The organism is Sanyastnella coralliicola (genome assembly GCF_030845195.1).
In the GTDB taxonomy this organism is placed as follows: domain Bacteria; phylum Bacteroidota; class Bacteroidia; order Flavobacteriales_D; family Sanyastnellaceae; genus Sanyastnella; species Sanyastnella coralliicola.
In genome coordinates this window covers 2009998-2030289 of record NZ_CP132543.1, presented here as the reverse complement: position 1 = coordinate 2030289, position 20292 = coordinate 2009998, and the positions used below count along the sequence as shown (strand labels likewise).

The following is a 20292-nucleotide window of genomic DNA, read 5'->3' as shown; positions in this document are numbered from 1 at the left end:
AATCACTTTTCAAAAAGAAAAGATTACCTTTGCACTTCCGTTTAAAAGCGGTTACATAATAATTATCTAATACGATATTGGAATGTACCTAAGTCAAGAAAAGAAAAGAGAAATCTTTAAGAAGCACGGAAAATCAGAAAATGATACCGGCTCAGCAGAGGGACAGATTGCGTTGTTCACATACCGCATCGCACACCTAACAGGTCACCTCAAACAAAACAAAAAAGACTACAACACGCAGCGATCGCTCATCAACCTAGTAGGAAAGCGTCGTAAGCTACTTAATTACCTAAAGGATAACGATATCGAGCGATACCGTGCAATTATTAAGGAGCTAGGTCTGCGTAAGTAATTGAAGAAGATTAAGACGATATAGAATTATTGTGAAGGGGGGCAAAGGAAATCCATTGCTCCTCTTCGCATGTTTACACGTACACCTTAGATGAATTACACGTTACACACAAAAACCATTGATCTTGGTGATGGAAAAGCTATCACCATCGAGACTGGGAAGCTAGCAAAGCAGGCCCACGGTTCAGTGGTTGTACGCCAAGGAGACACGATGCTCCTAGCAACTGCGGTATCAAATCACCAAGCAGCGGATGGAGTAGACTTCCTTCCGTTGACGGTTGATTACCGTGAAAAGTATGCCGCTGCCGGACGATTCCCAGGCGGTTTCTTCAAACGAGAAGCTCGTCCTTCTGATGACGAAGTTCTTGTAATGCGTCTCGTTGACCGAGCGCTACGCCCTACCTTCCCTGACGATTACCACGCTGGAACACAGGTGATGATCCAGGTAATGAGCTCAGAAGAAGACATCATGCCTGACTGCCTTGCAGGTCTGGCTGCCTCTGCAGCAATCTCGATTTCTGATATTCCGTTCAACGGACCAATCTCAGAAGTTCGTGTTGCTCGTATCGACGGTAAAATGGTGATCAACCCTCTACGTTCAGAACTTGAAAACGCTGACATCGATTTGATGGTAGCTGGTTCTGATGACAGCATTGTCATGGTAGAAGGAGAGATGCTAGAAGTAAGCGAAGAAGAGATGGTAGAAGCTATTGAAGCGGCACATGCTGCAATCAAGGTTCACTGCCAGGCTCAGAAAGAGCTTGCTGAAGCAGTTGGAAAAGCTTACCCTAAGCGCGAGTACTCACACGAAGTGCACGATGACGCACTTCGTACACGAGTTCACGGTGACCTTTACCAGAAATTCTACGACGCTGCGAAGCAGGGTTCTTCAAAAGAAGAGCGCGCTGAAGCGTTCGGAGCAATCAAAGAAGAATACATCGCAACATTCTCTGAAGAAGAGCTTGAAGAAGTGAAGGGAATGTTGAGCGGGTACATTAAAGCTGCACAGAAAGATGCCATTCGTCGTCTAGTACTAGACGAAGGACGTCGTCTTGACGGTCGCGCAACGAACGAGGTTCGTCCTATCTGGTCAGAAGTTGACTACCTACCAGCTCCTCACGGATCTGCATTGTTTACGCGTGGTGAGACCCAGTCTTTGACTACATTGACATTGGGTACTAAGCTCGACGAACAAACGATCGACGGAGCGCTTCAGCAGCGTAGCGACAAATTTTTGCTTCACTACAACTTCCCTCCATTCTCTACAGGAGAGGAGCGTCCGTTGCGTGGAACAAGCCGTCGTGAAGTAGGACACGGTAACCTTGCACTTCGTGCATTGAAGCCAATCCTACCTGAAACAGAAGAATGTCCTTACACAATCCGTCTCGTTTCTGAGATTCTTGAATCAAACGGTTCGTCTTCTATGGCAACTGTTTGTGCAGGAACATTGGCGTTGATGGATGGTGGTGTGCCGATCAAGGCTCCAGTATCTGGAATCGCGATGGGATTGATCACTGATAAGGATTCAGATAAGTACGCTGTCTTGAGCGATATCCTAGGAGATGAAGATCACCTTGGAGATATGGACTTCAAAGTAACAGGTACAGCGAAGGGTATTACTGCATGTCAGATGGATATCAAGATCGCAGGACTTTCAATGAAAGTGTTGACTGAGGCCTTGATTCAAGCGAAAGAAGGACGTGCTCACATCCTAGGTGAGATGTTGAAGACGATGAGTGAGCCACGTGAGGATTACAAGCCGCACGCTCCACGTATCGAAGCATTCGAAATTCCTACGGATATGATCGGTGCTGTAATCGGCCCTGGTGGTAAGATCATTCAAGAGATTCAAGCTGAGACAGAAACAACGATTTCTATCGACGAAAGAGATGGAAAAGGAATTGTGGAAGTATCTGCGAGCAACCTTGATGCGATTACTGCAGCCATCACTCGAATTAAGACTATCGTATTCCCTCCAACCATCGAAATCGGTGAAGTATACGAAGGTGTAGTGAAGTCAATCATGCCGTACGGAGCGTTCGTAGAGATCGTTCCTGGTCAAGACGGACTACTCCACGTATCGGAATTGGAGTGGCACCGTGTCCAAAATGTGGAAGATGTCATCAAGCAAGGTGACGTTGTGAAGTTCAAAGTAACTGGACGCGACCCGAAGACAAACAAGGTGAAGCTTTCTCGTAAAGTCTTGCTTCCGAAGCCAGAAGGCTACGTAGAGCGTGAAGACCGTGGAGATCGTGGAGACCGCCGTGGACGCGGAGGACGTGACCGTGGAGATCGTCGTGATCGTGGAGATCGCGGAGATCGTCGTGACAACAATCGTCGCGAAGAGTCTAAAGGTTCTGAATAATAAATCTGGGTCTTGAAGGAGTGCCAACTTGGCATTCCTTCAATTCTTGCATCATTTTTGATGTTTTAACGGAAGCCATTACGGCATTTTGCGTTATATAAAGGGGCTGTTTGGGATAGCCCCATCAAGGAAAGGCAATGAGACAGTTAAAAATAACCAAGCAGGTTACGAACAGAGAGACGGCCTCTCTAGATAAGTATTTGCAGGAAATCGGAAGGGTAGACCTTATCACTGCTGAGGAAGAAGTGGAGCTAGCGCGCCGCATCAAGCAGGGAGATCAGCTCGCCCTTGAAAAGCTTACAAAAGCAAACTTGAGGTTCGTAGTATCTGTTTCAAAGCAATATCAGAATCAGGGGCTTTCGCTTCCTGACCTGATCAATGAAGGTAACCTTGGCCTTATTAAGGCCGCTCAACGTTTTGATGAAACCCGAGGTTTCAAATTCATTTCGTATGCAGTTTGGTGGATCCGTCAGTCGATTCTGCAAGCACTAGCTGAGCAGTCTCGTATTGTACGTCTTCCATTGAACAAGATCGGTTCGATCAACAAAATCAATAAAGCGTTCGCGAAACTCGAACAAGAGTACGAACGTCCTCCAACCGCGGCTGAGCTAGCGGAAGTTCTTGAAATGACACTAGACGAAGTGAAGCAGTCATTGAAGAATGCAGGACGCCACGTATCGATGGATGCGCCATTGAAAGACGGAGACGATTCTTCAAGTACGATGTATGACGTTCTTCAAACAGGAGATACGCCATCACCAGATACAGACTTGATGAATGAATCACTTCGTAAGGAGATCGAACGTTCACTACGTACACTAACCACTCGTGAGGCAGATGTAATTCGCCTTTACTTTGGTTTGAATGGTGAACACCCGATGACTCTTGAAGAGATCGGAGAACGTTTTGACCTGACACGTGAACGCGTACGTCAGATAAAAGAGAAAGCGATCAGACGATTAAAGCATACATCGAGAAGTAAGATCCTGAAATCTTACCTCGGATAAGATTAAAAAGTCCCGCAACTGCGGGACTTTTTCTTTTATGAGTTGTTCTGATAGCGCCAGATGTATCTACAGGCTACACTTCGATAAGGACGCCAAGGCTCAGCTACGACTTCAAGCTTCTTCTTGACTCCACGTTCTTTAGGGTCCAGATCGTACAGCTTGCACATGCCCATTTTAATGCCCAGGTCATCGAGTGGAAGGATGTCGAGTCTACGCAAATCAAACATCAAGAACATCTGAACCGTCCATACGCCGAGTCCTTTGATGGACGTGAGTTCTTTGATGATTTCTTCATCTGAACCGTTCCATAAACTTGGGTCATTCTTTGCCGGATCAGAGAAATAGCGAGCCAAATCGCGCATGTAACTCGTTTTCTGGCGGCTTAGGCCAATGCCTCTCAGTTCGTCGTCTGTCACTTTGTCTAGGGATTCCGGCGTTAGCTGAAGTTCTAAGAGTTCACTGAAGCGCTTATAGATCGTATCAGCAGCCTTTACCGAAAGCTGTTGTCCGACAATAGCTTTACTCAATGATTCGAACGGGCTACTGTAAATCGGCCATGACAATTCATCGTCATGAATGATGCTGGCAAGCTTGCTATCTGCGGATTTTAGATGGTTTTTGATCGATGAGATTTCCATGTCGGAAAGAAATTAGAAATGCATTTGTACGCTAAGAAAGACAATTCAGCGTTCGAATGTAGAATCTTCGCATCTTTGCCAGCAACTTATGAGAACCGGAACACTTGTCGTTTTCTTTCTGACTGTGATCGCTACCGCTTTTTGGTCATGCCGAAAAGATAATTTCACTACCGATCCCAATGCCACTTTGAGCTTTTCACAAGACACAGTCTTGTTTGATACGGTATTCACTACCATAGGCTCTATCACTGAGTTGGTAAGGATTTACAACACAAATGATAACCCAGTACAAATTTCCAATATTGAGTTGGAAGGAGGGACGTCTTCGCAATACAGAATCAATGTTGATGGTATTGCTGCTGATGAATTCACTAACGTGGAAATCGCTTCGGGTGATAGTTTGTGGATGTTCGTGGAGGTCACCATTGACCCGAACGCTCTCAATCTACCATTCATCGTGGAAGACCGAGTGCGATTTGAACTCAATGGGAACGAACAATTTGTAGAGCTAGTGGCCTGGGGACAGAACGCATACTACCATGGTTCCTTAGATCAGATTACGGTACTCCCATGCAATGAAGTTTGGAATGCCGATTTGCCGCACATCGTTTATGGAATTGTAGCGGTTGACGAAGGCTGTAGCCTCACGATTAATGAAGGAACACAAGTCCATTGTCACGCCGGCTCTGGAATCTTTGTGAATAAAGGAACATTGGATGTCAATGGTCAATTTGGAAACGAAGTTTGTTTCCAAGGGGACCGTTTAGAGCAGGAATATCAAGGATTGCCAGGCCAATGGGGAATCGAGCTTGAGTTCGAGTTCGAAACAGACCTGGGAATTGAGCAGGCGACAGTAGCTCGTGGCGGGATATGGTTATTTGAGACCGTAGACTGTGAGATCGACTGGGCCATTATCAAGAATGGTAACATCGGAGTTCAAGTAGACACCGTAGGAAGCGCCACAGCAGATGCACTGGTCATGCGCAATACCAAGATCCAGAATATGGGAGTTATTGGTATTCTCGCCCAGGGAGCGCACATTTCAGGGGTAAATAACCTGGTAGCCAATTGCGGACAAAACTGCGCTGCTTTCACTATTGGTGGACGTTACCAGTTTGCTTATTCAACATTCGCCAATTACTGGACAGACGGAACGCGTCAAACGCCTGCTTTCGTCCTCAACAACTACTACGTAGACATCAATCAGAACATTCAGACCCGAACCATATCCGATACCTGGTTCCATAACTGTATCATGTATGGTAACAACGCTGCCTTATCTGATTTCAGCGAGTTCATCGTCGATATGCAGGATGATGAAATGCAGGACTATCGATTTGAGTTCTGTGGCGTTGACTCTGAGTCAAGCGTAGCAGACAGCGATCGATACAACGGCATGGTCAATGGAAATACGCCTCCATTCACAGATGTGCTGAATTTCGATTTTACCTTACTAAATCAAGGAGGTAGCTTATGGACTGGCGGATTGCCACTCGGACCTACGCTGACCGAGAATTTTGATTTGGGTAATAACTTCCGCTTTCTTCCAGGAACGAAAGGCTGCTACGAACAGCAATAAGTCTGTTAAGATCAAGGTGTTAACAAGGTCTTGAATTCCTACGCGTGGAGACTTTCATTTTTTCGGTACTTTTCTGGTAACCTTTGGTGAACCGTGAACGTATCGGAAACCGGGAAAACATCCACTCTATGAAACGTATAACCTATCGATTGCTCGCTGGGACCGGAATTGGACTTCTGTTGCTGACAGCCTGTGCTGATGAAAAGACGCAGGATTCAGAACAAGAACAACAAGAGGTGTCAGTTGATGAGGCGAACGACAACGCCGTCACTTCGTCGCTGCTCAAGCTAGACAGTGAGATCTTCTCATTGCCTTCGCCTGTGCAAACTGCGATGCTGCTGAAAAAGAACGAGATTCCTTATTCTGAGGAGCTTCTCAATTCAACCGCAAACACTGAAAAGTATTTGAATCAGTTCCAGAAGGCCCTGAATATGGGAGTGTATGGCGCTGATCTAGCGTACTTATCTAATTTCAATAATGCGCAGCTAAAGCTCGATTATTTCAAGGTGGTAGAAGACTTAGCTACTGACTTGAACGTGCGTAACGCGATTGACCAACAGCTGATCGATCGATTTGCAAGCAATATTGACAATCAAGACTCATTGTACAACTTGAACGCAGCGCTGTTCCAAACGGCTGACCGTTACTTGAAAGACAATAAGGACGACGAACTCGCCGCGCTAATCTTAGCAGGTGGATGGGTAGAGGCCCTTCACTTGTCTCTAGATCCAGCTGCGAATATCCAAGAGCTTCGCGTTCGTATTGGAGAGCAAGGGAATGCAGCACGCAGCCTTGTGAGTCTACTTGGAAAGAGCGAAGACGCTCAAACCTTGGAATTGGCATCTAAGCTAGCCGCATTGGCATCTGAGTTCAAGGCCTTGAATCGCGACTACGAATACGTTAAGCCGATTACTGATGCTACGGAGCGCGTGACATACTTGAACAGCAAGTCTAATATTCAAATGACAGATGAACAGCTCGAGGCGATTAAAACTCAAGTTGGAGAAATCAGAGCATTCATTATTCAATAATCAGTGATCATGAAAAAGTTACTATCCATCCTTGCTTTCGCCCTTTTGGCGGCGAATGTAGCGAATGCACAGTGCGAGACGATCGCTGATGACTGTGCAAACTACCTCGAAAGTGCCTACATCTCAGACGGGCAGATCTACCGTGCACTATTGTACAATGATCAGGTAGCCGAATTTGAAACAACCTTCTTCGGAGGAAATACATATCGCATTGCAGCATGTAGTGGAGAACAAGAGGGAAACCTCATTTTCCGCATCTACGATGAGCAGAAGAATCTTCTGTTTACGAACGCTGACTACAGCAATGCGCCTTACTGGGATTTTGTGGTGGAGAATACCATGCACTGCACCATCGAATCACAGCTAGACTTAAACCGTCAAGACAGCGGTTGCGCTGTGCTTCTGATTGGCTTTAAGCAGTAAGCAAGAACAATTTTAATCACCGAGTACAATTAGATGAGCGCAGGGATTCTCCGTGCCTTAATGCAGCTTTTTGCCATAATCGCCCGTGAAAGCGGTAGCGATAAAACGCAAAAAAGCGGACGAGATATCGTCGCTATATTCCTTCGGCAGCAGCTGAATAAGGAGTTGGTGAACCGCTATCTTGATATGTATGACAGCTTCATTGAAGAGCTGAACACTCGTAAATCTGGCAAGAAAGAACGTAGCCAGAAACGATTGGCAGTAAGCTCAGTGAAGGTGCTTCGTATCTGTACTCGTATTAATGAAGAATTAGCACAGAAGGAGAAGTACTTCGTACTGATCCGGTTGATGGAATTCATTGTAGCGTTTGAAGACACTACAGAACAAGAGTGGGAATTCATTCATACTGTTGCCGATACCTTCAACATTGACAAAGAAGTATATGGTGGAATTCGAGAACTGATTAGCCTCGAAGAAGGTGAAACCAAAGACCTCGAAAACTTCCTCTATATCGTACCTAAGGTCGAAGTGGAAATGGAACATGCCCGTTCCATCCAGTCATCGGCTTTGAATGGAATGTTGATCTTCTTCCGCCTGGAAAAAGAGAACATGTTCTTCCTTCGCTATTTCGGTACTGACGACCTCCTTTTGAACGGACAGGTCTTAAGTGCTGGAAATAGCCACGTTTTCAACCAAGGAGCTTCGGTCAGAGGTTCTAAGATTTCTCCGATCTACTACAGCGACGTTATCCATCGTTTCATGGATACATCGGATAGTTCGAAGATTGTTTTCCGTGTTGAGAACGTTTCATACTACTTCAAGCGGGGGAATAAACAAGCCCTGCACCAACTGAACATCATTGAAGAGAACGGATCCCTCATTGGAATTATGGGAGGATCTGGGTCTGGTAAATCGACCTTGCTCAATGTGATGAATGGAAACTACACGCCAACCTACGGCCAAGTAACCATTAACGGGATCGACATTCACCATTCCGGAGATCAGTTGGAAGGAGTGATTGGTTATGTAGCCCAAGATGACCTCTTGATTGAGGAGCTCTCGGTGTTCCAAAACCTCTTTTACAATGCCAAACTTTGTTTCGCTGATAAAACCGACGATGAGATTTCAGCTTTGGTGGATCAGACTCTACAGCAACTTGGGCTTTACGAAGCACGAGAACTAAAAGTAGGTTCTCCACTGGATAAGACGATTTCCGGAGGACAGCGCAAACGATTGAATATTGCACTAGAGCTTATTCGTGAGCCAAGTGTCTTATTCGTTGATGAGCCAACCAGTGGTCTTTCTTCCCGCGATAGCGAGAATATCATGGACCTCTTGAAAGAGTTGACCTTGAGAGGTAAGCTCATCTTCGTGGTCATCCACCAACCTTCGTCTGACATTTTCAAGATGTTCGACAAGCTGTTCTTGCTAGATCAGGGTGGATACCCAATCTATTATGGTAACCCAGTTGAGAGTATTATTTACTTCAAACGCCTGGTGAACCATGTCAACTTGAACGAAAGTGAATGTCCGGTTTGTGGTAACGTAAATCCGGAACAGCTCTTTAATATCATTGAATCGAAGGTCGTTGATGAATACGGTAATCTAACCGAGCACCGAAAGATCACGCCACGAGAGTGGAACAACTTCTTCAATGTGATTATTGGGAATCACTTGAGGACGAAGAAGGAATCATTTGAAGCTCCGGATACCGCCTTCAGAATTCCGGGCTTGATCAGACAGCTAGGTGTATTCCTGAAGCGTGACGTTTTGAGCAAGTTGAGCAACAAGCAGTACATGCTGATCAACATGCTTGAAGCCCCGATGCTTGCTTTGTTGTTGAGTTTCTTCTTGAAGTTCTATCAAAGCGATCGTTCTGAAGAGGCGAGCTACCTATTCCGCGAGAGCGAAAACATACCGCAATTCCTATTCATTAGTGTTATTGTGGCGCTATTCTTAGGACTCACGGTAAGTGCCGAAGAGATTATTCGAGATCAGAAAATACTTAAGCGCGAGAAGTTCTTGAACCTGAGTCGAGGTAGCTATTTAATGGCTAAAATCGGCGTGATGTTCGTGATCTCAGCCATTCAGACCTTGATGTTCATTTTGGTCGGGAATACGGTACTCGAGATCAAAGGAATGTACCTCGCGTTCTGGGCAATTCTGTTCAGTACAAGCTGTTTCGCGAATATTCTCGGATTGAATATCTCCGCAAGTTTCAACAGTGCGAAGGTAATCTACATCATCATTCCAATCTTGATTATTCCTCAACTGCTCTTCAGTGGAGTGATTGTGAAGTTTGATAAGCTGTACCCAGCATTTGCATCGCAATCTGGAGTGCCATGGATTGGAAACATTATGGCCTCGCGTTGGGCTTATGAGGCGATGACGGTGTATCAGTACAAGAACAACGCCTATGACGATCAGTTCTACGCTTTTGATACCAAGATCAAGACCTATGGCTGGAAACGAGATTTCTGGGTAAAGGAAATGCGCTCCATCGTTTCTGATGTGCGCAAGCAGTTGCAAGGGGAGAAGGACGCGACGAATCTAGACGTGAACCTAAGAATCCTTTACAATGAGTTCTCCAAAGAGATCGTTGATGTCAAAGGCTTTGAGTTTGACTACTTCGCTGCACTAGAGAGTGGAAAGCCGTCAGTAGCCGACCTTGATAGTATGCTGGTGGAGATTGACCGATTGAATGAATACTATCGTGCTAATTGTCGTTTGAACACCCGTTCGAAAGACAAATTGAATAACAACTTGACCTCAACGACAGAGAAGAGGGACGCGATGTTTGCGATGATGAATGATCATCACAACGATCAGCTAGAAGAGTTTGTGACCAATGCGAACGATGTGAAACGTTTGGTTACCTACAATGAGGAGATTGTTCAAAAGACAGATCCTATCTATCTCGTTCCACATCACAAAGGATTCTTTGGGGCTCATTTCTATGCACCGTCGAAGAGCTTCTTCGGAACTCAAATCACCACATTTAGTGGCAACTTGATTGTGATCTGGGGAATGACCTTCATCCTAGCTGTCATGCTATGGTTTGACGGACTGCGATTCTTCGTAGAATCTTTAGGACATTTCTTTGGCGTGCTAGGCCAAAAGATCGCGGGTCTGCGATCAAAATAATCGGGCAACAAAAAACCACCTATTCAGGTGGTCTTCTGCGAATTTTTACATGATCACAAGGTGTGTTAGATCTCTTCTACTTCGATCATCTTGAAAGGAATATTAATGATCGCATCGTAATCTTCACCGGCCTCGAGCATATCTTCATCATCCTCTTCATAGTACCAGTTGATTACGATCTCGTTGTTGATCGCTTCTAGTTTCTTAAACAGGTCAAGAATACACTTAGAGCTACTTGTATTGAAGTACTCTAATTGAATATTGACAGTAGACTTGTCCTGAGGAGTCTTGGCATAATGCTCGATCCAGTCCATCAAAGGTTTGTAGAACTCAATTGAGTTTTCTGGAATAGATCTTCCTTTGATCTCGAGTGTGCCATCTCCGGCTTTGAAGTCAACCGATGGTGTTTTCGGTGTGCCTTCGATCTTGATATCTTCCATCTCAGGATACTTTTACGTTGAAAGTAAAGAATAAACGCTCATCATCAATCGGAGAGAACTGATACTCCATCTGCCTTCCCGATTTACGCGCAATATCGAGAAAACCGAGGCCTGCTCCACCTACATTACTGAACTTTCCATTAACAAGCTGTTCTTTGTATTCTTCTCGAATCAGCTCCTTCGGCAATGCTTCAAGTCGTTCTAGTCTGCTTTTCAGCATCTCAGCAGCGTTCTTATCAATACTATTTCCGGTAGCGATACTGATACCGTCATCAGAGGCCATCATAATAATTACCCCAGAAGATTCTTCTTCTGGCGAGTCTTCATTTCCATGGACGAACAGATTCTGTAAGCATTCCACAAGAATGTTGAAGGCTTTCTTACGCGTTGGCTTTTCACACCCTAGATGATGTAATCGCTTTTCAGCAATCTCTAGCAGTGAATCGAGCAGAGTTCCTGATACTTCCCCACGGAAAGCAAGCATTACGCTATCGTCGCTGAAGCGACTGAACTCTTGAAATATTTCTCCTGATTTCTTCACGTTCATAGGGTTTATGATGAACGCATCGGATCAACAGTGGTAGTATCAAATAGTCTGGTGCTACAAAGTTATTGGCAATTCATAATTTCGCCAGTCAGAACACGTAAGACCTTTCCCGACCTCATGTCAGAAGAACACCTACAAGATTGGTTTTTTGAGTGGTTTAACTCTCCTTACTACCACCTCCTATACGGGAATCGTAGCGATGAAGAGGCGGCTTCTTTTGTGCAGCAATTGATGAGACATATTCACCAAGAGTATTTTGAAGCGCAGGCTTTAAGTGAGCTAAGCGTTCTCGATTTGGCATGCGGTAAGGGGCGTCATGCTCGTGCTATGTACGAGCTCGGTATGAATGTCATGGGGGTTGATCTTGCTGAAGACAGTATCAAAGAAGCCAAGGAAATGTCATCTCCTTCCATCGCCTTTGAGGTTGCTGATATGCGTTCTTTCTCGCTAGCGCGGAATTTTAATATCGTAACCAATCTGTTTACGAGCTTCGGATACTTCGATGATGAATCGGAGAATCAACGAGTGATTGCCCAAGTAAAGAAGCACTTGACCGGGAATGGCATCTTCGTGATCGATTTCTTGAACCTTGACTATGTGCGCGCAACCTTAGTTGAACAAGAGGTAAAAGAAGTCGGAGGGGTGAGTTTCCATATTAGAAGAAGAATCCACGGCGGTCATATTCTGAAGGACATCGAGTTCTCTGACAAAGGAAAGGACTACCACTACCAAGAGCGTGTTCAGGCGATAGATGCAGAGCAAATGCGAGGCTTACTAGAAGGAGAGGGATTTGAGATTCAGGCTGTCTATGGTTCATATGCTTTAGAAGAACATAGCGCAGATTCGAATCGTTTGATTATGATTGCACGGAAATGACGGAGTTCGTTAAATACACATTGTTAATGCTAGCAGTGGTTTTCGTTGGTGGCCTGGTTATTCAGCTCACCGGAAAGAAACTGCTCAAGCATTTGAACTTGATGCTGGCTTTTGGCGGCGCTTACCTTATCGGGTTGATCTTTTTGCATCTCGTCCCTGAGGTCTTTGGAGCAACTTTCGATGATTCCTTTACCGTTCGCACGGCGGGCTGGTTTGTTTTGGGAGGCTTTATGCTTCAAGTGCTCTTAGAGTACCTGAGCCAGGGTGTAGAACACGGACATTATCATGAACATGCCGTTTCAAAAGGCTTTCCGCTCATGATTTTTGTTAGTCTCTGTTTGCATGCACTCATTGAGGCCATGCCACTGGCGGGAGGACTGCACGACCATGACCATGGTCATGTACACATGCACCTAGATGGAGATTCACTGCTGATTGGCTTGTTGATCCATAAACTTCCCGTTTCGCTCGTCTTGGCAGGGATGTTATTGAGTTCAGGTATCTCGGCCACCATGCGATGGATTTACCTCGCAGTGTTCGCTCTGATGCCAGTTGTAGGAATGTATCTGAGCGACCGACTGATTCACGCGGACGCATTTGATGCGAACGTCGTGATGGTGAGTTTGAGTGCAATGTTGATCGGAATCCTATTCCATATTTCGACCACAATTCTCTTCGAAACCTCCAACGGACACCGCTTCAATATCCAGAAGCTAACTGTCGTAATTCTAGGGATGTTGATCGCTGCATTGACCTTGTAGGTCGAAAAAATCTTCAGCGCTTTCGGGAAATTCTCCACTGAATTGTAGTATTTTTAAACAAACGATTCGGAGCTGTGGAGGTCTTAAGACAAGAAGGCGCAAGCTGTATGGATGGATTTATTGCACGAGCAGGACAACTCACGTTGACTAAAAAAGAGCTGTGCTTTGAGTTCAAGGGGGGAGATGAAGTCGAAAAGCCAATCTGTATATCACTTGATGATATCGATAAGGTCGATTACTTTAAGTCGCTCTCCATTATTCCCAACGGTTTGACCTTATTCTTGAGAAGCGGTGAACTAACACACTTTGTGGTAGATGATCGCAAGAGCTGGCAAGAAGCTCTTCTAAAAGCAACTCGTCTCGGAACGAAATAATATCCCGCAATGGGAATAGAGTTCCGTTATTGAACCGAATTGAGAAAACATCAATTTTGTAAGTCACTGTCCTACAGTTATTTACGTTTTGGCTTGATGTTAGTTAATAGTGCAGTACCAAATTGCTTATCTGATTACTATGAAGACTTTTAGTACAAAACTGGTGAACGAGAAAGTCGAGTTCATCTTCATCAAGAAGAAAACCTCGAAAAGAATTCTCGTATTCGCTCACTACCTGAATTGATATTGTAACCTCTGATAGCTGTTTCCGTAAGATTTGGTTATAACGATTACTGACCAAACTTTAGAAAAAGTGAAACGCTGCAGAATTAGGATCAACGTACGAAAGTTCGAGTCGATCCAACTATATCGAAAGAAATTCGGATTTGAAGTATTTAATCATTGCCTGAACTAATTAGCCAAATACACTGGCTGATTGGTTCATGGCTAACTCAAATAGATCTCTATCCACCCTGGTAGGGATTTTTTTTGTGCCAAACCATTCCACCATTCGTTCCGTTGGCATGTTCCCTGTGAGCTCGTCTTTCGCCATCGGACAACCACCAAAGCCTTTGATAGCACCGTCGAATCTTCGACATCCTGCGTCATAAGCAGATTCAACTTTCTCTTCCCACGTTGTAGGAGTCGTATGCAAATGCGCGCCAAACTCTACTCCAGGCAGTTCCTTAATGACGGATTGGAACATCGGGGTGATATTCTCTGGTGCAGAAACACCGATGGTATCACTGAGCGCGATAATGTCGATCTCTAAATCTTTGTGCAAACGCTCACTCCATTGAATGGCTATGTCTGGATGCCAATGCTCACCGTATGGATTCCCAAAAGCCATTGAGATGTAGATCACAGCCTTTTTGCCGTGCTTTGTACATAGCTCTTGAATTTCCTCAACACGTGACAGTGATTCTTCGATGGAAGAGTTTGTATTTCGTTGCTGAAAGGTCTCTGAGATGGAGAAGGGGAAGCCTAGGTAATCGATTTCCTCAAACTCACATGCATCAACAGCTCCTCGCTTGTTAGCAACGATGGCTAGCAACTTTGATTCCGTATGACTCAAATCCAAAGCCGCCAGTACTTCAGCTGTGTCTCTTAGTTGTGGAATCGCCTTAGGCGAGACGAAGCTCCCAAAGTCAATGGTGTCAAAGCCCACCTTGAGTAGGCTATTAATGTAAGCTGCCTTGGTCGCTGTAGGAACGAAGTCTTTCATTCCTTGCATGGCGTCACGAGGGCATTCTATGAGCTTGATTTCCATAGGGATTATGAATGTAGGATTTGTCTTACATCGTGTGAAGAGAGGCCTCCTACACTCCGTTCGACAAAGCAAAGATAGTTTTGGTGCAGAGATTTAGAACAATTATGAAAACTATCCTTGTTATCGATTCCGATCCGGTTACAGCAAACCTCACTGAGAAGTTTCTGAAAAACTACGGTTACGAAGTGGAAGTTACTTCCGAAGGAAAAGACGCGCTTGACCGTCTGAATCGACCAAGGTTTGACCTGGTGTTGTCAGATACACAACTTCAAGGTCTCGCAGGATTTGATATTCTCAAGATCATGAAGAAGTGTTTTATCAATACACCATTTGTCTTCCTGACTGCTGACGATGATGAAGTCACACGAATGGAGGCAGAAGCGCTAGGAGCAGCGAGGCTCATTAGCAAGCGGAAAGAATACATCAATCTACCGCACATTTTGGATCAGCTATTCTTTTCATCAAGGGAGATGGTAGCATAGCGGAACCTTTTGCCCATTAGGGCGTACAAGTACTCGCGGGGTTTAGGGAAACGAGAGGGAGAAGTCTAACCCTAATGAGTACAAAAATGACACTCGATCAGTTTACAAAGATGCCGGTCGACGAGCAGACGAATTATTTATGGGACAATGGTATTTGTCTTGGACAACGCATGTTCCAGAACCAATACATCGTTTGCATCTTCAGCATTGACAATTTCTTTGTCGAAGCCAGATATTCCAAGAACAATAATGGAGTAGACGCCATTTTGCCATTGCGCGATGTTATGGAATGGGAGGCCTATGTTGATAGAAACGTTCGCCAATTGATCTATTTGAGTTAAGCCGCAACAACAACGGACCATCATAGAGCGACCATCGGGTTTGCTCGTAAGTGATCGTATCTCCGCTGATTATCAGTGATGATGCGATCTTTTTGTTTCCAATAGCTACAAATAGACCATTGACAGAACATACCCCGTCTGCTCGATGGAACAAGCATCCATTCGATTTCACGAGGGTGTCTTTTCGAAGATCAATCCAATCGGCGTCATTGAGTTCACGCCAATCACGCGTTGCCCAAGTTTCTTTGCCCCATTTGGTTTGTAGGTAATATGAATGGTCATTGATCGTAAGTGCTATATCGCCCTTTGCAGCCCCACCGAAGAATAAAACTTGCGGTCTAGGATCTTGTCGTATCAGGTACAAAAAGAGAACACTGGCCATCAAAGCGCCCTTGAGGATCCATCGTCTTTTTATCGTGAAGATGAGAATGGCAAAGAAGGTCGCAAGGACAATCTCCAATCCAGAAGATTGAATGCCATTGATCACCGCTCCCGGCAGATCAGCGATAAAGGCAGATACATTAATCATACATGTACTAAGCCAATACATGAGTTGATCTATCCAACTTGAAGGAATACCAAGCGCCTTCATCGATAGTGATAACAACAGCACGTACATCGTAACAGTGGCTAGTGGTACCATGATGAAGTTCGCTATCAAGAAGTAGACAGGAAACATTCGGAAGTAGAATATAGATAGGCCACTCGTACTCAATTGTGCAGCTACGCTCGTCCCCAATGCGCTCGCAACCTTGCGAGGCAATCGACAACGGAGAAAGAATGACCTGAAATGTGTTTGCCAGAGTACGATCCCAGCCACGGCAGCGAAGCTCAGCTGAAATCCGAGCTTGAAGATTACTGAGGGCTGTGCGGCAATCATGAAGAGTCCTACTGTTGCTAAGGTGTTTAGGCTGTTCCCTTTTTTTCTCAGCCCTAAGGCAGCACATAGAATCACCACCATACCCGTTGCTCTTAGCGCTGAGGGAGAGGTGCCAGTGAACCAACAGAAGACAGATGTGATGATCAAAGTGATCGTGATCCATATGATTCGAACGCTCTTTTTCCGTGCCCTTTTCAGAAAGTACAAAGGCAAAGCAGCAATGAGTCCGATATGTAGTCCACTGACGGCGAGCAAATGCATCGTGCCTGATTTTGAAAAGTTCTCTTTAATAGATGAAGAGAGTAATTGCTTATCGCCAGTGACCATGGCATAGAGTAATGCTCCTTCTTCATGATCATCTTGTATGAGTTCATCCTGAAACCATGCTTGCAACGTCGCTCGCAGACGGATAGGTGCCCGGTAGACGGCGTTGAATGAGTCAACCTTCAATTGGGCTAAGACATCTTTGGAGAGGTAGAACGCCCTGGGATCAAAGGCGTGGGGGTAGGCTGGGCCAGGGAAGGGCGAAATTACCCCACGAACCCAAAGCGAATCGCCAGGAGTCAATGCCTCGTCAATATTTCTAAAATGAATAAGTTGAAGTCTGATCGGTTCGCTGTCCCAAACACATCGAGCTTGGGCACGCCAAGAGGACGTTGATTGCCTGAAAGATTCAATCACGAGGCACGTCTCTATTTCCTCTTCTGGTATAGTTTTGTGCTGTTTCACGGAAGTGGAAGCGCCACCTAGGGAAAGAAAGAGAACGCAGGCTGTACTACTTCGCAGTGCTTGTTTTCTTGAGGTTGACCTTCCGATACGATGCAGTATCAGGAAAGACGCGATAAAAAGAACAACCAACATCCACCAGAAGCCACGCTCAAGAAAATTACTGAGAACAATTCCCAGTACGAAAGAACAAGCTGGAAGGAGCATTGGCGCCTGCATTCTCGGTCTGATTTGCAGGCAAGATATGTGCTCGAACCTTCGGTTTTACAAGCGTTTTACGCTCGTCGGTCTAAACTTTATGAGTGTGGGAAATCAGTCCGATCGAGCTCAGTGAAGTGGGCTTTCTTCTTGAAATAGTAGTCGACAATGATGCTGCTTTCGTACCATCCAACGCGGTTCGGTTCAGTGATACGTGAACGGATGTCTTTTCGCTTTTTGCGCATTCCACCAAGATGGGCGTAGAAAGAACCATGAGCTTTCAACACAGCTAAGGTGTAGCTCAGTTTTCCTTCTGTAAGGAAACGCATGCCTGCTATACCATCAAGCACCAATCGCTTCATGATGAGCATGAATAAGGAGCCGTAGTGGTAATTCTTAACGAGGATGAAGAGGTTGTTTCTGAAATTCAAGAAGGTCTTGAATGGATTTAGCTTATCTAAGGTCCCACCTCCAACGTGATAGACTACACTCTTGCCGCAAGCTCCAATCTTGTAGCCTCGGTTCTTCAGACGCCAGCATAGATCAATTTCCTCCATGTGAGCGAAGAAGTCTTCATCCAGTCCGCCCACGAGGTGGTATTTTTCAGCTCGTATGAACAGGCTTGCTCCGCTGGCCCAAAAGACCTCTTTGTTTTCGTCGTACTGACCTTCGTCTTTCTCGAATCCATCAAAGATGCGACCTGCGCAAAATACGAAGCCATATTTATCGATGAATCCACCGGTTGCTCCCGCGTGCTCAAACCATTCCTTTTTATTGTAATCCAGGATTTTCGGTTGACACGCTGTCAGGTCTGAACTCTCCATGTATTCCACTACTGGCGGAATCCAATTAGCAGTCACTTCGACGTCGCTATTCAGCAGAACATAGATATCGGCTTGAATATGCTTCAGGCCTTCGTTGTAACCCTGAGCAAAGCCATAGTTCTTCTTGTTCTCGTGAATTTTAACCTCTGGAAATTGAGTGCGAAGTAATTCGAGCGAATCGTCTGTAGACCCATTGTCTATGATCCAGACCTCAGCATGATCGCGGCTGTGTTGCACCACCGAAGGAAGGAACTTCTCTAGATAATGCCTTCCGTTCCAATTAAGTATTGCTACCGCTATTTTCTGCACTCGTCTATCTCGGGTTGAAGAACAGATCCTCCAGCTCATCAAACGAGTATGTGTCTCGTTGATTGGTTGAGTTGAGCTGCGTATCCGTCGGGCGAAGATCGTTATTTTTTGTTCTCATGACAGAACGCCAATCTTCATTCTTCGTTTCCCCAAGCATATCAGAATGTAAAAGGTCGAAATCGTAATTAGACACGGCACGTGAGTAGAACAAGAATCGCTTGTCGTTGAATCGACCAATCTTGTAGTAGTGCCAAATTTCATAAGGGAATACCTCCGTCTCGTTATGACGCATAACGATGGTGTTCGGCTTCCCGTATTGCAGCCAAACACGTCCGCGGTCAGTGCGGTAGCCCGGCATTACAGGTGTTGTATACTCTGCATTCACATGCCAAACTTGACGGATGTACTTTTTCCATTCACCCATCGGGTCTTGTGGAGCATAGCTCATCCAGAAGTTCTCAAAGTAGGCGCGTTGTACGTCGGTTGTGCCCGTTTTCACAAGGTTGGTGATAGTACCTCTTTCAATGTTCCCAGCGATAGGGTAGATGCAGTCAACATACATACGCATGCTGTCAGGGTTATTGAAGGCCATTCCAGGCTCCGTCATATAATCACTCTCAACGTCAGTAAAGCTTGAGACAGGTTGCCCTGCCTTGAAGAAACCAATCGCTTGTGAAGCCACCTCTTCATTATCTCTTGTGCGCACTTCAATCACCAAGCGGTAATCTCCCTCAGGAAGTCCGTCAAGGTCAATGCGTTCAAGAAGAGGAGTTACGGTCGCGACATCTTTGCGCAAATACTTGCGCGTGCTTTCTACTGCCTGCCCCTCATTCCACAACGCATACGTGATCAGGTATTTGTCGTCGTTGGTGAAGTACTTGTCTGAGTTATAGGCCTCAGCGTAGAATACCAACTGCTTCGCCGTAGGAGGGAAGAAGTCTGAAACTAACGGCAGGATATCGAACCCTGATTTTGTCAACTCACTCGTGGTCGTTGCTTTTGCGTAGGCCTCAACAAAAGTGATGCTTGAAATCTGAGGAATATCCGTTCGGAAAAACAAGTTCACGGATTTCTTCATCGTGATCGGGAGCGCACTTGGATTGTTCACATCAGTGAGCTCTACGTCGATGGTATATGATCCTGGATCGAGTAAGAAGCGCTGCAAGTCTATGAAGTCTGCGTAGCTCCCTGTCGCTTGCGCGGAAGAGGATACTACCGTTTTACGAAAATCAACCACTTCATCATTTTTTGAGATGATGATCGTCGATTCAATGGTCGCCTTTGCGGAAGTGCTATCAATAGCTGCCCAAGTTAGGGTAGCGCCATCGAAAGAAATATGGGTCTCAAGTAAGAGCCCTCCTCCTGGAACAAAGAACTGTTTGTTGTCAAATGTGGCTCGAATGGCAGCGTTTGATTGCATGCAAATGGCCATCAGGAAAAAAAAGAATACAGGTTTCAGAGACATACTATAATCTGTGAATCATAAAATTACCAAATCATACAGGCTACGCAACGCAAATGTTGCTCCAAAATCACACTTCAACTTTGGATGCTAGTATAAAAAAGTAGTACTTTTGCCGCGGAGAGTTGGCAGAGTGGTCGAATGCGGCGGTCTTGAAAACCGTTGTGCCGAGAGGTACCGGGGGTTCGAATCCCTCACTCTCCGCCACTAGCTCAAAAAGCCTTCCCATGATCGGGAAGGCTTTTTTTGTGTCGTTTTAAGTCG

19 protein-coding genes and 1 tRNA gene are annotated in these 20292 nt (G+C 45.4%); 13 read left to right on the top strand and 7 right to left on the bottom strand.

The genetic code is table 11. The features are described from left to right. Positions 1–82 precede the first annotated feature (82 nt). The 3 genes from rpsO to RA156_RS08525 all read left to right on the top strand — a co-directional run bounded on the left by rpsO (position 83) and on the right by RA156_RS08525 (position 3723). Entirely contained in the window at positions 83–352 is a 270-nt protein-coding gene (rpsO, locus tag RA156_RS08535) for a 30S ribosomal protein S15 (RefSeq protein WP_306644160.1), read from the top strand. Positions 353–442: 90 nt separating this feature from the next. Then, positions 443–2716 carry a polyribonucleotide nucleotidyltransferase gene (locus tag RA156_RS08530; protein WP_306644159.1) on the top strand — a complete coding sequence of 758 codons (2274 nt, stop codon included), beginning with the start codon at positions 443–445 and terminating at the stop codon, positions 2714–2716. Between the two features lie 137 nt (positions 2717–2853). Next, the gene (locus RA156_RS08525; RefSeq protein WP_306644158.1) at positions 2854–3723 is read left to right on the top strand and encodes a sigma-70 family RNA polymerase sigma factor; all 870 of its coding nucleotides are present in this window, start codon (positions 2854–2856) and stop codon (positions 3721–3723) included. A 35-nt stretch (positions 3724–3758) separates the two neighbouring features. Here RA156_RS08525 and RA156_RS08520 read toward each other — a convergent pair whose 3' ends face one another. Continuing rightward, complete coding sequence (locus RA156_RS08520; protein ID WP_306644157.1) at positions 3759–4361, bottom strand: DNA-3-methyladenine glycosylase family protein; 603 nt, start codon at positions 4359–4361, stop codon at positions 3759–3761. An 88-nt stretch (positions 4362–4449) separates the two neighbouring features. Between RA156_RS08520 and RA156_RS08515 the strand changes: the two genes are divergently transcribed. The 4 genes from RA156_RS08515 to RA156_RS08500 all read left to right on the top strand — a co-directional run bounded on the left by RA156_RS08515 (position 4450) and on the right by RA156_RS08500 (position 10538). Continuing rightward, entirely contained in the window at positions 4450–5940 is a 1491-nt protein-coding gene (locus tag RA156_RS08515) for a hypothetical protein (RefSeq protein ID WP_306644156.1), read from the top strand. 128 nt (positions 5941–6068) lie between these two features. Further along, positions 6069–6971, top strand: coding sequence for a hypothetical protein (locus tag RA156_RS08510; RefSeq protein WP_306644155.1), 903 nt, complete (start codon positions 6069–6071; stop codon positions 6969–6971). A 9-nt stretch (positions 6972–6980) separates the two neighbouring features. Continuing rightward, on the top strand, positions 6981–7394 hold the full coding sequence (locus RA156_RS08505; RefSeq protein ID WP_306644154.1) for a hypothetical protein: 414 nt from the start codon (positions 6981–6983) through the stop codon (positions 7392–7394). A 33-nt stretch (positions 7395–7427) separates the two neighbouring features. Further along, entirely contained in the window at positions 7428–10538 is a 3111-nt protein-coding gene (locus RA156_RS08500) for an ATP-binding cassette domain-containing protein (protein ID WP_306644153.1), read from the top strand. Positions 10539–10603: 65 nt separating this feature from the next. Here RA156_RS08500 and RA156_RS08495 read toward each other — a convergent pair whose 3' ends face one another. After that, the gene (locus RA156_RS08495; RefSeq protein WP_306644152.1) at positions 10604–10978 is read right to left on the bottom strand and encodes a DUF1987 domain-containing protein; all 375 of its coding nucleotides are present in this window, start codon (positions 10976–10978) and stop codon (positions 10604–10606) included. A 1-nt stretch (position 10979) separates the two neighbouring features. After that, positions 10980–11519 (bottom strand): SiaB family protein kinase, encoded by a 540-nt coding sequence (locus tag RA156_RS08490; RefSeq protein WP_306644151.1) that lies wholly within the window; start codon positions 11517–11519, stop codon positions 10980–10982. Between the two features lie 123 nt (positions 11520–11642). Between RA156_RS08490 and RA156_RS08485 the strand changes: the two genes are divergently transcribed. The 3 genes from RA156_RS08485 (at position 11643) to RA156_RS08475 (ending at position 13536) form a co-directional block, all read left to right on the top strand. After that, the gene (locus RA156_RS08485; RefSeq protein ID WP_306644150.1) at positions 11643–12401 is read left to right on the top strand and encodes a class I SAM-dependent methyltransferase; all 759 of its coding nucleotides are present in this window, start codon (positions 11643–11645) and stop codon (positions 12399–12401) included. 26 nt (positions 12402–12427) lie between these two features. Then, positions 12428–13162: a ZIP family metal transporter gene (locus RA156_RS08480; protein ID WP_306644149.1), complete on the top strand. Its 735-nt coding sequence runs from the start codon at positions 12428–12430 to the stop codon at positions 13160–13162. A 74-nt stretch (positions 13163–13236) separates the two neighbouring features. Continuing rightward, the gene (locus tag RA156_RS08475) at positions 13237–13536 is read left to right on the top strand and encodes a PH domain-containing protein (RefSeq protein ID WP_306644148.1); all 300 of its coding nucleotides are present in this window, start codon (positions 13237–13239) and stop codon (positions 13534–13536) included. A 415-nt stretch (positions 13537–13951) separates the two neighbouring features. Here the strand turns inward: RA156_RS08475 and RA156_RS08470 are convergent, their stop codons facing one another. Further along, on the bottom strand, positions 13952–14806 hold the full coding sequence (locus tag RA156_RS08470; protein ID WP_306644147.1) for a hydroxymethylglutaryl-CoA lyase: 855 nt from the start codon (positions 14804–14806) through the stop codon (positions 13952–13954). A gap of 104 nt (positions 14807–14910) precedes the next feature. Between RA156_RS08470 and RA156_RS08465 the strand changes: the two genes are divergently transcribed. Then, on the top strand, positions 14911–15288 hold the full coding sequence (locus tag RA156_RS08465; RefSeq protein ID WP_306644146.1) for a response regulator transcription factor: 378 nt from the start codon (positions 14911–14913) through the stop codon (positions 15286–15288). A 74-nt stretch (positions 15289–15362) separates the two neighbouring features. Then, complete coding sequence (locus RA156_RS08460) at positions 15363–15629, top strand: hypothetical protein (protein ID WP_306644145.1); 267 nt, start codon at positions 15363–15365, stop codon at positions 15627–15629. On the opposite strand, the gene RA156_RS08455 is transcribed toward RA156_RS08460, so the two are convergent. From RA156_RS08455 to RA156_RS08445, 3 genes are all read right to left on the bottom strand, one after another. Next, positions 15571–17370 carry a ComEC/Rec2 family competence protein gene (locus tag RA156_RS08455; protein ID WP_306644181.1) on the bottom strand — a complete coding sequence of 600 codons (1800 nt, stop codon included), beginning with the start codon at positions 17368–17370 and terminating at the stop codon, positions 15571–15573. The genes RA156_RS08460 and RA156_RS08455 overlap by 59 nt on opposite strands. 161 nt (positions 17371–17531) lie before the next feature. Then, a complete protein-coding gene (locus RA156_RS08450) occupies positions 17532–18605 on the bottom strand; it encodes a glycosyltransferase family 2 protein (protein WP_306644144.1) in 1074 nt (357 codons plus the stop codon). Next, the gene (locus RA156_RS08445; protein ID WP_306644143.1) at positions 18571–19998 is read right to left on the bottom strand and encodes a GWxTD domain-containing protein; all 1428 of its coding nucleotides are present in this window, start codon (positions 19996–19998) and stop codon (positions 18571–18573) included. Before RA156_RS08445 ends, RA156_RS08450 begins: the two co-directional genes overlap by 35 nt. A 149-nt stretch (positions 19999–20147) precedes the next feature. Between RA156_RS08445 and RA156_RS08440 the strand changes: the two genes are divergently transcribed. Further along, positions 20148–20235 (top strand) — tRNA-Ser (locus RA156_RS08440). Positions 20236–20292: the final 57 nt, after the last annotated feature.